The sequence below is a fragment of the Ensifer sp. GW101-20A05 genome (assembly GCF_059424735.1).
In genome coordinates this window covers 124,307-136,819 of record NZ_JBWKZT010000009.1, presented here as the reverse complement: position 1 = coordinate 136,819, position 12,513 = coordinate 124,307, and the positions used below count along the sequence as shown (strand labels likewise).

The following is a 12,513-nucleotide window of genomic DNA, read 5'->3' as shown; positions in this document are numbered from 1 at the left end:
CTTACTTGTACTCTTCGAGGTCCGCGGCCGCCTTCTTCAAGGCGTCGGCCGGCTCGGCCTTGCCGGTCACGACCGACTGGACCATCTCGATGATGACGTTCTGGAAGCCCTTGTAATCGGTGAAGAGCGGTTCCGGACCACCATAGGTGATGCCGTCGATGAACGGCTTCCAGTAGGGATCCTTCTTGACGAACTCGTCGACCATCGGCGACGGACGCAGCGGCGTCAGGCCGGCGCCGCCCTGCAGCTCATACTCACCCTGCGGCCCCGGCGAGGTGATGAACTTGGCGAATTCGATCGCCTTCTCCTCGACGCCAGAGCCCTTGAAGATCGCCAGGCTGTCGGTGATGAGCAGCGTGCCCTCGCCCTTCGCCTCAGGACCGAGCGGCAGCGGCGCGACGCCCCAGTTGACCTTGGTTTCCTTCAGGCGCGTTGCCGCACCTGAGCCCGCCTGGATCATGCCGACCTTGCCGTCCAGGAAGATGGCGCGAACCTCGTTCTGCTCGTAGGCGGTGGCGCCTTCAACAGAATAGGGGGTGATGTCCTTGTAAGCCTGGAGTGCTGCCAGCACCTGCGGGCTGTCGATGACGACCTTGTCGCCGTCGATCACCTTGCCGTTGTTTGTGTACACCCAATGCATGAACTGGTGCATGGTGTTGTCGAAGGTCTTGGCCGGAAGGCCGTAGCCGGCGATGCCGGTCTTCTCCTTGATCGCCTTGGCGTATTCGATCTCTTCAGCCCAGGTCTTCGGCGGCTTCTCCGGATCGAGACCGGCCTGCTTGAACAGGTCCTTGTTCCAGTAGAGCGCCTTGGTCGAGAACGCGATCGGAACGCCCCACTGGTTGTCGTCGAAGGTTACTGTATCGACGATATTCGGGTAGTAGCTCTTCTTTTCCTCGTCCGTCATCGGGACGGGAACGATGAGCTCGTTCTGCGCGAACTCCTTCAGCGTGCGCGAGCCGACATAGGCCATGGCAACGGGCGTGCCGGCGGCGGCGAGCGTCGTGGCCTTGTCCTGGCACTGGGCCCAGCCGACGACTTCAGGCGTGACCTTCCAGCCCGGGTTCTTCTCTTCCCACTGCTTGATGTATTTCGCGTGGACCGCGTCCATGGTGTCGCCGCAGTAGATCCAGCTGATCTCCTGGTCGGCCGCCTTCGCGGTGACAGCGCCGAGCGCGGTCGACCCGAGCAGCGCCAGGGCGAGTACCCCCGTCTTGAAATGAATAGACACGTTTTATGCTCCCGTTCTCTGGTGGTTGACTTAAGTCTTATTGTTTCACCGCGCCCGCGGTCAGGCCGCTGACGAGATACCGTTGTAGGAGGAAGATCACGACGACAGCCGGCGCGATGCCGACGAAGCTCGCGGCCATGAGCTCGTTCCAGACCACTTCCTGGCGACCGAAATAGGCGAAGAGGCCGACCGGCAGCGGCATGTATTCGCTCTTGGAATTGAAGGTCAGGGCATAGATGAACTGTTGGGCATAGGCGCCGATGAAGGTGGTGATCGCCACCACGGTGATACCGGGCATGGCAATCGGAAGGATCACCCGTCGCAGCGTGTAGAAATGGCTGGCGCCATCGACGAAAGCGGCCTCGTCCAGTTCACGCGGAATGCGCATCATGTAGGTGCGCAAGAGCCAGATCGCCGAGGGGATCAGGAAGGCGACGCCCGGCACGATCATCGCGAGATAGGTGTTGAGCACGCCAAAAGTGCGCATCAGCCGGAACAGCGGGATGAGCAGCACTGCGCCCGAGAACATGTTGACGGCGAGGAAGGCACCAAGCAGCAGCCCGGCGCCGCGAAAATTGAAGCGCGCAAAGGCATAGGCCGCGGGGATCACAAGTATCAGCACGATGGCGGTCACGATGGTGGAGATGAAGAAGGAGTTGAAGATGTAGCGGGCAAAGCCGGGCACGCTGACCCACATGGTCGAGTAGGCGGCAAACGAGCCGTTTTGCGGCCAGAAGCGATAGGGCGAGGAGAACAGCAGCCCGAGCGGCTTCAACGACACCAGGAACCCTTCGACGAAGGGCGCCAGAATGAAGCACAGGAAGACGAAGATACCGGCATAGATGCCAAGGAGCTCGTACCAGCGATAGCGGTTGATCATGGCAGGCTGGCTCATTTCTGTTCCCCCGCGGCAAGACGGCTGGTGACCCGGAAATAGGCAAAGCAGAAGATCGACAGGAAGATGCAGATCAGCACGGCGCGCGCGGCGCCTTCACCGTATTTCTTCGACCCGATGGCGGTACGGTAGGTATCGATGATCATCGTGGTGGTCTCACCGTTGGGGCCACCCTGGGTGAGAATCCAGATGATATCGAAGGAATTGAAGGTCGCGATCAGCGACAGCATCGACATCGTGATCAGCGACGGAATCAAGAGCGGCAGGGTTATTCGGCGGAAACGATAGAGGCGCCCTGCTCCGTCGGTCCAGGCAGCTTCATAGAGATCCTGCGGAATCGCCTGCATGGCCGCCAGCATATAGAGCGTCACCAGCGGCACGCCGATCCAAACGTCGGTGATGATCGTCGCCCAGAAGGCGGTGGACCCGTGGGCGAGGAAAGCGATGGGACCATTGGACAGTCCCAAATTCTGCAGCACGCCGGAGATCATGCCGAACTGGCCGTTGTACATCCAGCCCCACATGAAGATGCCGATCGCCATCGGTACGATCCATGGCGGCATGGTGAGCAAGCGGAAGAGCGCACGGCCGGGCACGGCGGCGTTCAGCATCGTCGCGCCGAAGACGCCGATGATCATCTTGATCGAGACCGAGAAGAACGTCCAGATGAAGGTCCGGAAGATGACCTCGGCGAAGGTCTCGTTGAAGATCTTGTCGTAGTTCGCCCAGCCGACCCAGTTGGTCGTCTTCTTCAGCGACGCATCCGTAAACGACAGGATGAAGGTATCGACCAGTGGATAGGCGACGATCACCGTGACGTAGAGGACGGCGGGAAGAAGCAGGATCCAGGCGAAGATGACCGTGCTGCGTTGAACACTCATCCCCACCTCCCCTTACGCAGCGCGCGAATGCAGTGCTTCGTCGAAACGGTCCCAGATGGGCCGGAGATCTATGACGCTCTTCTTGCGCCGCGCCTCGTCCATCGAAAGCGCCAGGATACCCGCTTCAAGCGCATCGAGCGTCGAAACCGGTAGCGGCCGGCCGTCACGAACATGGCCGATGATATCGGTCGCCATCTGCTCGTCGGCACCGTAGTGCTGCGACAGTTCCGTGGCGGCGTATTTGTTTTCGATGACCTTCTTGCCGGTCAGCATTTCGTGAACGTCGAAATAGCCACGGATGAAATCGCCCTCGGCCATGCCACGTGACCCCATGATGCAGAAGCGGCGGAATTGGTCCGGTACGTTGAGATTGGTGTGGAAGTTCATGCCGACGCCGTTGGCGTATTCGACGATCGCCACCTGGTAGTCGATGATATCGCCGTCGCTGTCGAAGACCTTGTCGGAGCCCATCCAGCCGCTCGGCTTGCGATGGAAGAGTTCCAGATCGTTGATGCCTTCGCGGGCCGGATCGTTGGCGGGAATGAAGCTCTTGCGGCCGCCGAAGCTCGCGACCCGTTCCGGCCGCGCGCCGACGACACCATTGTAGAGATCAAGGTCGTGGCAGCATTTTTCCAGCATGAAACTGCCGGAATAACGCTCGTAGCGGCGCCAGTCGCGCATGAAGAAGGCGCCGTGATAGGGCTCGATATGCTCGGACGCTTCAATCGAGACGACCTGGCCGAGCTTGCCTTCCGCAAGGGCTGCGCGCAGGTCGCGATACATGGGCGCGTAGCGCAGCACCAGACCGACCATCAGGCGCTCATGGCCGAACTTCGCCATCAGCCCCGCGAGTTCCAGGCTCTCCTGGACCGTCGTGACGATCGGCTTCTCGCTGAACACCTTGAGACCGGCTTCGAGACCAATCCGGATATGATCGAGGTGCATGTGGTTTGGCGAGCCGATCATCAAGAGATCGAGCTTCTCGTTGGCGATCAGCTCTTCGGGGGTCGCGTAAGCCTTGCCGGCCGAGATGCCTTTTTCGGTGAGCGTGGACAAACCAGCCGGGTTCGGATCGACGTAGCCGGCGATCTCGAAGTTCTCGTCCATGGCCTTGAAGACATAGCCCAGATAACCCAAACGGAATCCGAGTCCGATGATGCCGACTTTCATGCTCGTCCTGTTCCCCTGCCTTTTGGCGTAATTTATTTTCGCAGACTGGGACAGTTTTTTCAGGCCGTCAACTCAAATCCGCATATTTTGTAAAATTGTGAAATTCATTTTCATACGACAGGCAAATGCCGAGAAAGCAGGCAATTCATGGACAACTAAAAAGGGTGCGTATCCCGCAACTCTACGGCAGGAAGAAAGCGGTCCAGACCACTGCACGTTGCGTGGTTGACTTCTGATCAGTTCAGCCCTTTCCGACCAGCCGGTTTCGCCAGTGCAGCAGCCGCAGTAAAGGTCGAGCCAGATAAGGTCGCGGTATCTTGGGATGGTCGCCAACCGTCCCCTGCCGTGCGGCGCGCGCGCTCGGCTCGATCAGGAACGCAACGATCAGCGAGCTGCGAGTGGCGTATAGCTCCAGGGCGTCGTCCGACAGGAATATCCCCTGATCCCCCTCACCGAAGGCGATATCTCCGACCTTTATCGAGCCCGAAAAGAGATAAAAGTAAAGGTGTCGCCCTTCCGCCCGCGGAAACGCAGTCTTTGTCTCAGCCTCGAGCCGGAGATCGAAAAAGTCGACGCTGTTGCGCACGAAAAACGGTGCTGTGCCACCTTCCGGCCCGACAAGATGCCTCCATTGATTGACAGGTGCCACTGCAATGGGGCCGTGCTGGATGGCCGGTGGGAGATCTAAACCGTGAGGCCGCACAAGGATCTGGAGCATCCGCAACGGTGGATCGCTCGGCAGGGTCTCCTCCGAATGCCAGAAGCTCTTTCCCGCGTTCATCACCATAAGGTGCCCGCTGTCCGTGACCAGTCTCCCGGTAGCGCGGTCATCGTGGCGCATGACACCCTCCGGCACCCATGACAGGATTTCATCGTTCTGGTGCTCGTGCATGGCGATCAGCCTGCCCGGCTCCAGGATCGACTCAACAACCATTGCTAGAGGGCCGTAGCCGTGATCACGCGGTCGTGGCAGCAGCCAACCGGGCATGTTGAGCCTGGCCTTGAACCTGCCCATATCCCTGACAAGAGGACTTTTGGCGCCGCGGTAGAGCATGGTCACTCTATCACGCCCCATCGGCATTTGGCACGGCCGGCGAACGCTTTCCGGGCTTCCCGCCTTCCGACGGCACCTCACCGACCCATTCGAGCCGCGAGTTTCCTTTCGGCCGCCTGCAATCCGTCGTGCAGCAGCACCGCAAGTGTCGCGACGATCAGGCCACCCTGAACGACAAAGGCCAGATTGTTCGATTGCAGGCCGGCAATGATCACTTCGCCGAGGGTTTTCGCCGCGACCGTTGATCCGATCGTGGCCGTTGCCAGGCTGATGACCACCGAGAGTCGGATGCCTGCAAGGATCACCGGCATCGCCAGCGGCAGCTCCACCTTCAGGAGCCGTTGGCCGCCTGTCATGCCGGCACCGCGCGCCGCCTCCATGACAGATGGCGGCAATGTCGTCAGCCCCGTCAGCGCGTTCTCGAAGATTGGTAGCAGGCCATAGAGAAAAAGCGCGATCAATGTCGGCTTCTCACCGAAACCGAAGATGGGAACGGCGAGCGCCAGAACGGCCACCGGCGGAAAGGTTTGGCCGATGTTGACCAGGCTGCGCGACAGCGGCAGGAACTCGGCCCCGGATTCGCGCGTCACCAATATTGCCAAAGCAAGCGCAACCAAAGCCGCAGCAGCCACTGCGATGGCGACGGTGCGTAGATGCAGCAGCGTCAATTGCAATAGGCTGCCCTGATTGTAGATCACCGGCGCATTCGCCTGAACCAGCGGCCGCAGCAACGGTTCGAACCATTGCGGCTGCAGCAGGAAGGCGACCAAAACCAGGAAAAATCCCAAGCGAAAAAGCGTCGACAGTTTCGGCATCAGACTGGCCCGGCTGCCCGTTTCGCCAGCCCTTCGAGACTGACCTTGCCAATGATTGCCCCCGCGGGGTCAGCCACCGGCAGCGCGCTCCGCCCGGACCAGAGCAGTTCGGCAAGCGCCTCCCTTTGGCTGAGCGTGCTCGATATGGCTGTGCCGTCTGCTGACCCTGGTTCGACGGCACTCAAGACCGGCTCGATCGCGAGCAACCGATAAGGTCGTTCGCTGACCCCGATCAGGCTCTCGACGAACGGGGTCGCGGGCTTGATCAGCATTTCGGCGGGCGTCGCATATTGCACCACCTTGCCCTTGTCCATGACGGCGATGCGGTCCGCGAGCTGGAAGGCCTCCTCCATGTCATGGGTGACGAGAATGACCGTCGTCTCGAAGTGCTTCTGAATGGCGAGCAGATCATCCTGAGCCTTGGCACGGATGATCGGGTCGAGTGCGCCGAAGGGCTCGTCCATCAGCAGGACTTTCGGTTCGGCAGCCAACGCCCGGGCGACGCCGACACGCTGTTGCTGACCGCCGGAAAGCTCGTGCGGAAAGCGCGGCCCGAAGGCGCCCGGATCGAGCTGGAACAGTTGGAGAAGCTCGTCCACCTTGGCATCGATGCGCGCGCGCTCCCAACCGAGCAGCGTGGGCACGGTGGCGATGTTCTGCGCGACGGTACGGTGCGGAAACAGGCCGTGGCCCTGGATCGCGTAACCGATGCGGCGGCGCAGTTCATAGCCTTGCAGCGAACGGTTGTCCTCACCGTCGAGGCGGATCGTCCCCGAAGTCGGCTCCACCAGCCGGTTGATCATGCGCAGGAGCGTCGTCTTGCCGGAACCCGAGGTGCCGACCACGACGGTGACGGTGCGCGGTGCGATCGTCAGGCTGACGTCGTCGACGACGGCGGTCTCACCATAGCGCTTGGTGATGTTCTCGATCTCAATCATGAGGCCTCTGCCTGCCTGGTGTTGGGTGTGGCCATCTCGATCACCGCGTCGAGCACGATCGCCGCCGCAAAGGCGAGCACCACGGTCGGGACGGCGCCGAGCAGCACGAGATCCATCGCGGTCTGGCCAACGCCCTGAAAGACGAAGACGCCGAACCCGCCGCCGCCGATGAGGGCAGCGATGGTCGCCAGGCCGATGTTCTGGACGAGCACGATGCGGATGCCGGTCAGGATCACCGGAAAGGCCAGTGGAAATTCGATGCCGACCAGCCGTTGCCAATCGGTCATGCCGATGCCGCGGGCTGCGTCATTCGCATCCCTCGGAACGCCGGCCAGGCCGACGACGGTATTAGCAACCACTGGCAGCAGCGAATAGAGGAACAGCGCAACGAAGGCGGGTGCCACGCCGATGCCACGAATGCCGATCGTGGCAGCGCCCGGAACGTTCGCCGCGATCCAGCCGAGCGGTGCGATGAGAATGCCGAACAGCGCGATCGACGGGATCGTCTGGATCGCATTCAGGACGCCCAGCAAACCGTCGCGCAATCGGGCGACGCGGTGACACAGTATACCGAGCGGAATGCCGACGATGGTCGCGGCCACAAGCGAGCCGAGCGCCAAGGTCACATGCTTTCGGGCTTCCGCCCAGAAAGTGTCCACCCGGCTCGCATATTCCCTAAGGATCGAGAGACCGTCCCAGGTACCGGAAAGCAAAAGCATCCCGACAAAGGCGAGCACGGCGACAAGCACCACGATGCGCATGAAGGGGGCTGGGCGCAATCGCGTCAGGGCATCGGCTGCCAGCAGCCCGAAAGCAAAGAGCATGACCCAGAAGCCGGAGGCAGGCGATACGCGGGCATAGGTGTTGCCCTCAGGCGTCAGGTGGCTGGCGGCGACGCCAATGCCGAGCGCCAGCACGGCCAGCGCTGCGAAGGCAGCGACAAGGCGCAGAATCGCCGGCGAGCGCATGGCCGCGACGAGCACGCCCACCAAAATCACCAGCAGCACTGCCGCGCTCCAGGGCTGCGGCAGGGACTCGACGATCGTCTTCGCCTCGCCGGCGACGATGCGATTGGCACGAAACGTTGCAAAAGGCGCGATGAAGGCGCCGCCAAGCGCCAAGGCCGCGATGATCGCTCCGAGCTTGTCAAAGCGGAGTTGTCTCAAACCACATTCCCTCCCCGCCTGTGCCGGCGCGACTTCGGCACCTGCAGGCACACCCCGGAACGCCAGCCATCGGACCAGCGTTCCGGTTATCCGTCAACTACTTCAGGAAGCCGTTCTTCTTCAGAAAATCCTCGGCAACCGCCTTGGCCGGTTCGCCGCCGACCTGCACGCGGCCGTTCAGGTCCTGAAGCGTCACCAGATCGAGCTTCTCGAACACCGGCTTCAACAGTTCCTCGATTTGCGGGTTTTCCTTGAGCACAGCCTCGCGAATAATCGGGGTCGGCTGGTAGACTGGCTGGACCGCCTTGTCATCTTCGAGCACGACGAGGCCAGAAGGTGCGATGCCGCCATCGGTGCCATAAACCATCGCCGCATTGGCGCCGTTCGTCTGGTTGGCAGCAGCCGCAATGGTCGCCGCGGTGTCACCGCCGGAAAGCGTGATCAGCTGATCCTGCTTCAAGGTGAAACCATAGGTCGTCTGGAAGGCCGGGAGAGCGGCGGCCGAATTCACGAACTCAGACGAAGCGGCCAGCACGACCTTGCCGCCACCGGCGACATATTTGCCGAAGTCGCTGAGCGTCTTCAGCTTGTTTTCGTCAGCCACTTCCTTGCGAAGACCGATCGCCCAGGTGTTGTTGGCCGGCGACGGCGTCAGCCAGACGATCTTGTTGGCGTCGTAGTCGAGCTTCTTGGCGGTCTCGTAGCCCTTGGCGGCATCCTTCCACACGGGGTCGTCGGCCTTTTCGAAGAAGAAGGCGGCGTTGCCGGTGTATTCCGGGTAGATGTCGATCTCGCCGGCGGTGATCGCCTTGCGCACGACCGGCGTCGCACCGAGCTGGACGCGGTCTACCGTCTTGATGTTGTTGGCATTGAGCACGGCAAGGATGATGTTGCCGAGCACGCCGCCTTCCGTGTCGATCTTCGAGGAGACGACCACGTCGGCATTCGCCGTGGCAGCGGTCAAAGTGAAAGCAAGGGCAGTTCCGATAAGTAGTGTGGTCAATCGCATGAGTTTCTCCCTCGAAATTCGCTCCGCAAGTTTGATCACGGAAAGTCCGCCGCGTCGGGGCAAGCCATTCCATATATGTCAGCCCCCGGCAAAAAATAGGGTTGCACGCAGAGACTGTGGCGGACAAAAAATTTCGTCAGCGACTAACGCGATCGAAAGACTAGACTACCGTGGAAGGCGGTGCGTGATTGGCCGTTGCAATCAGGGGCGTTGTCGGCCACTCTGACAGAGGCCCGCCAGAAACATCCGTTTTCACTCTTGGTTGCGATGCCGCTCGACCCGAACCGCTTGGGGGCTGGTGGATTGGGTTCGCCCGGCGAACGTTCGGGGAATTCATGTCGATCTATCTTCTCGCGCTACTCATCGGCGTGGTCGCCGGCCTTCGCACCATGACCGCGCCTGCCGCCGTCAGCATTGGAGCGGCAGCCGGCTGGCTGCCGCTCCACGGCACTTGGGCAGCCTTCATGGGCTTTCGCTTCACGCCCTATATCTTTGGCCTGCTGGCCCTGGTTGAGTTTGTGACCGACCAACTGCCGAGCACGCCGAGCCGGAAGGTTCCGCAGCAATTCGGCGCCCGCATCGTCTCGGGCGGTTTCTGCGGCGCCGTGCTCGGAACGGCCGCAGGTGCTATGCTGGGCGGACTGGTCGCCGGCGTGTTCGGTGCCGTCATCGGCACGCTCGGCGGCTACGAAGCCCGCAAGCGCCTCGTCGCGGCCATCGGCGGCAAAGATCTGCCGATCGCGCTTCTTGAGGATGTCGTTGCCGTTCTCCTCGCACTCTGGGTGGTGTCCTCGGTGTCATGACGAAACATTTCGACGCAATCATCATCGGCGCCGGCCAGGCCGGCCCTTCGCTGGCCAGCCGGCTGACATCAGCGAGAAAGACCGTCGCCTTCGTCGAGCGCAAGCACTTCGGCGGCACCTGCGTCAACACCGGCTGCATGCCGACCAAGGCGATGGTTGCGAGCGCCTATGCGGCGCACCTGGCGCGCCGGGGCGCCGACTATGGCGTCACGACCGGGCCGATCACGATCGACTTCGCCCGCGTCATGGCGCGCAAGGACACGGTGCGGTTCAATTCGCGCAAGGGGGTCGAAGGCTGGCTGAAGGGCATGCCGAACATCACCGTCATCGAAGGCCATGCGCGCTTCGAAGGCCCGCACGAAGTGCGCGTCGGCGGTGAGTTGCTGTCGGCCGACCAGATCTTCCTGAACGTTGGCGGACGTGCGGCGACGCCGGACTTCCCTGGCGTCGAGGACGTGCCCTATCTGACCAACGTCTCGATCATGGATCTCGACACCCTGCCCCGCCACCTGATCGTCATCGGCGGCAGCTATATCGGGCTTGAGTTCGCACAGATGTTCCGCCGCTTCGGCTCCGAGGTCACGGTGATCGAGAAGGGCCCACGCCTGATCGGTCGCGAGGATGCGGACGTTTCCGACGCCATTCTCGCGATTCTGGAGAAAGAGGGCATAAACTTCCGCTTGAACGCCGAATGCATCCGCTTCGCCAGGCGCGGCGACGAAGTCGTCGCCGGCGTCGACTGCACCGCCGGCGCACCCGAGATCGTCGGCTCCCACCTGTTGCTTGCCACCGGGCGACGGCCGAATACGGATGATCTCGACCTCGATCGAGCCGGCGTGAAGACCGACGCGCGCGGCTATGTCGAAGTCGACGAAACGCTCAGGACCAATGTCCCGCACATTTTCGCCATGGGCGACTGCAACGGCCGCGGCGCCTTCACCCACACTGCCTATAACGACTTCGAGATCATCGCCGCGAATCTCATCGATGGCGAGGCACGAAAGGTCAGCGACCGGATTGCGACTTACGGCCTCTTCATCGATCCGCCGCTTGGCCGCGCCGGGATGACGGAAACCGAAGCGCGCAAATCAGGACGCAAGTTGCTCATCGGCACGCGACCGATGACCCGCGTCGGCCGCGCCGTCGAGAAGGGCGAGACCGAGGGCTTCATGAAAGTGATCGTGGACGCCGACAGCAAGGAAATCCTCGGCGCCTCGATCCTCGGCACGGGCGGCGACGAAGCGGTGCAGAGCATCCTTGACGTCATGTATGCCGGCAAACCCTACACGACGATCACCCACGCGGTGCACATTCACCCGACGGTGTCGGAGCTTATCCCGACGGTGTTTGGTGACCTGCACCCGGCCACCTGAGCGACCGGACGTTAGCGACCGCCCGGTTAGACGAGCGCTGCCCGCGCGAGATGGTAAAAATACGTAGCGCCGCGTTCGAGGATGTCGTCGTTGAAATCGTAGCGGGTGGTGTGCAATCCACTGCTGTCGCCGTTGCCGATCAGCACATAGGCGCCCGGCACCTTCTCCAGCAGGAAGGAGAAGTCTTCACTGCCCATCAGCGGCTCGGGCAATTCGACATAGGCGTCGGTGCCAAAAGTCTCCGCGATCACCGCACGCGCATCTTCGACGGCATCGGCATCGTTGATCGTCGCGGGATAACCGACCTGCCAGTCGAAAGTCGCCTCAGCGTTGTAGCTCTGCGCCTGAAAGCGGGCAATCTGCTCGACACGTTCCTGGAGTTGCTTGCGCACGGCCGGATCCATCGCACGCATGCTGATTTCCAGCACTGCTGTATCCGGGATGATGTTGGAGGCGGAGCCGGACCAGAACGAACCGACCGTCAGCACCGACGGCTGGTGCGGCGATACATTGCGCGAGACCAGCGTCTGCAGCGCCATCACCACGCTGGAACCGACGACGACCGGGTCAACCGTCAGTTCCGGCTGGGCGCCGTGACCGCCCTTGCCCCTGATCGTTAGCGTCAGTACATCGATCGATGCAGCCATCGCACCGGCGCGGCTGGAGAACTGGCCGACCGGCAGGCCCGGCCAGTTGTGGAGCGCATAGACCCGCTCACAGGGGAAGCGTTCGAACAGGCCGTCCTCGATCATCAGCTTGCCGCCGCCGAAATTTTCTTCGGCCGGCTGGAAGATCAGGTGCACGGTGCCGTTGAAGCTCTCGTCCTTGGACAGAGCCCAGGCAGCGCCGAGCAGCATGCTGGTGTGACCGTCGTGGCCGCAGGCATGCATCGCGCCCGGATGTTTGCTCTGATAGGCAAGACCGGTTTCCTCCTGCATCGGCAGCGCGTCCATATCGGCACGAAAGCCGACGGCGCGGTTGCTGTTGCCGCGCTTCAGCGTCGCAACGATGCCTGTCGTTGCCAGACCGCGCGTCACTTCGAAGCCCCAGGATTGCAGCAATCCGGCGACGAATTCGGAGGTCTTCACCTCGGATAGGCCGATCTCGGGCATCTCGTGCAGCTTGTGACGGATCTCGACGAGTTCGGGCAGGAACTCAGAAAAATTGGCGTCGCGCAT

Annotated in this window: 12 protein-coding genes; 2 read left to right on the top strand and 10 right to left on the bottom strand. The window is 61.9% G+C overall.

Annotation, left to right across the window (positions count from 1 at the left end; translation table 11 throughout):
- Position 1: 1 nt before the first annotated feature.
- From AC070A_RS21930 to osmF, 9 genes are all read right to left on the bottom strand, one after another.
- Complete coding sequence (locus AC070A_RS21930; RefSeq protein ID WP_057249165.1) at positions 2-1,231, bottom strand: ABC transporter substrate-binding protein; 1,230 nt, start codon at positions 1,229-1,231, stop codon at positions 2-4.
- Positions 1,232-1,268: 37 nt separating this feature from the next.
- Positions 1,269-2,126, bottom strand: a complete 858-nt coding sequence (locus AC070A_RS21925; protein ID WP_057249166.1) for a carbohydrate ABC transporter permease — start codon at positions 2,124-2,126, stop codon at positions 1,269-1,271.
- Complete coding sequence (locus tag AC070A_RS21920; protein WP_057249167.1) at positions 2,123-3,007, bottom strand: carbohydrate ABC transporter permease; 885 nt, start codon at positions 3,005-3,007, stop codon at positions 2,123-2,125. Before AC070A_RS21920 ends, AC070A_RS21925 begins: the two co-directional genes overlap by 4 nt.
- Positions 3,008-3,019: 12 nt before the next feature.
- Entirely contained in the window at positions 3,020-4,177 is a 1,158-nt protein-coding gene (locus tag AC070A_RS21915) for a Gfo/Idh/MocA family protein (protein ID WP_057249168.1), read from the bottom strand.
- 241 nt (positions 4,178-4,418) lie between these two features.
- Positions 4,419-5,231, bottom strand: a complete 813-nt coding sequence (locus tag AC070A_RS21910; protein ID WP_492384401.1) for a pirin family protein — start codon at positions 5,229-5,231, stop codon at positions 4,419-4,421.
- A gap of 77 nt (positions 5,232-5,308) precedes the next feature.
- On the bottom strand, positions 5,309-6,046 hold the full coding sequence (locus tag AC070A_RS21905; RefSeq protein ID WP_113132667.1) for an ABC transporter permease: 738 nt from the start codon (positions 6,044-6,046) through the stop codon (positions 5,309-5,311).
- Complete coding sequence (locus AC070A_RS21900) at positions 6,046-6,984, bottom strand: ABC transporter ATP-binding protein (protein WP_492383918.1); 939 nt, start codon at positions 6,982-6,984, stop codon at positions 6,046-6,048. Before AC070A_RS21900 ends, AC070A_RS21905 begins: the two co-directional genes overlap by 1 nt.
- Positions 6,981-8,150, bottom strand: coding sequence for an ABC transporter permease (locus AC070A_RS21895; protein WP_113132669.1), 1,170 nt, complete (start codon positions 8,148-8,150; stop codon positions 6,981-6,983). The genes AC070A_RS21900 and AC070A_RS21895 overlap by 4 nt, the downstream gene beginning before the upstream one ends.
- Positions 8,151-8,247: 97 nt before the next feature.
- Positions 8,248-9,159, bottom strand: a complete 912-nt coding sequence (gene osmF / locus AC070A_RS21890; protein WP_057249172.1) for a glycine betaine ABC transporter substrate-binding protein OsmF — start codon at positions 9,157-9,159, stop codon at positions 8,248-8,250.
- Positions 9,160-9,494: 335 nt separating this feature from the next.
- Here osmF and AC070A_RS21885 point away from each other — a divergent pair, with 335 nt between their 5' ends.
- Both AC070A_RS21885 and AC070A_RS21880 read left to right on the top strand, forming a co-directional pair.
- Positions 9,495-9,962, top strand: a complete 468-nt coding sequence (locus AC070A_RS21885; RefSeq protein ID WP_492383917.1) for a DUF4126 domain-containing protein — start codon at positions 9,495-9,497, stop codon at positions 9,960-9,962.
- Positions 9,959-11,335, top strand: a complete 1,377-nt coding sequence (locus tag AC070A_RS21880; protein ID WP_057249174.1) for an FAD-containing oxidoreductase — start codon at positions 9,959-9,961, stop codon at positions 11,333-11,335. The genes AC070A_RS21885 and AC070A_RS21880 overlap by 4 nt, the downstream gene beginning before the upstream one ends.
- A 26-nt stretch (positions 11,336-11,361) precedes the next feature.
- Here AC070A_RS21880 and AC070A_RS21875 read toward each other — a convergent pair whose 3' ends face one another.
- Positions 11,362-12,513 (bottom strand): M20 aminoacylase family protein, encoded by a 1,152-nt coding sequence (locus AC070A_RS21875; protein WP_492383916.1) that lies wholly within the window; start codon positions 12,511-12,513, stop codon positions 11,362-11,364.

Bases quoted from the DNA above. Each gene is read 5' to 3' on its own strand.
- AC070A_RS21925 (WP_057249166.1), bottom strand. From the start codon at position 2,126: ATGAGCCAGCCTGCCATGATCAACCGCTATCGCTGGTACGAGCTCCTT.
- AC070A_RS21920 (WP_057249167.1), bottom strand. From the start codon at position 3,007: ATGAGTGTTCAACGCAGCACGGTCATCTTCGCCTGGATCCTGCTTCTT.
- AC070A_RS21915 (WP_057249168.1), bottom strand. From the start codon at position 4,177: ATGAAAGTCGGCATCATCGGACTCGGATTCCGTTTGGGTTATCTGGGC.
- AC070A_RS21910 (WP_492384401.1), bottom strand. From the start codon at position 5,231: ATGCTCTACCGCGGCGCCAAAAGTCCTCTTGTCAGGGATATGGGCAGG.
- AC070A_RS21905 (WP_113132667.1), bottom strand. From the start codon at position 6,046: ATGCCGAAACTGTCGACGCTTTTTCGCTTGGGATTTTTCCTGGTTTTG.
- AC070A_RS21900 (WP_492383918.1), bottom strand. From the start codon at position 6,984: ATGATTGAGATCGAGAACATCACCAAGCGCTATGGTGAGACCGCCGTC.
- osmF (WP_057249172.1), bottom strand. From the start codon at position 9,159: ATGCGATTGACCACACTACTTATCGGAACTGCCCTTGCTTTCACTTTG.
- AC070A_RS21885 (WP_492383917.1), top strand. From the start codon at position 9,495: ATGTCGATCTATCTTCTCGCGCTACTCATCGGCGTGGTCGCCGGCCTT.
- AC070A_RS21880 (WP_057249174.1), top strand. From the start codon at position 9,959: ATGACGAAACATTTCGACGCAATCATCATCGGCGCCGGCCAGGCCGGC.
- AC070A_RS21875 (WP_492383916.1), bottom strand. From the start codon at position 12,513: ATGCGCGACGCCAATTTTTCTGAGTTCCTGCCCGAACTCGTCGAGATC.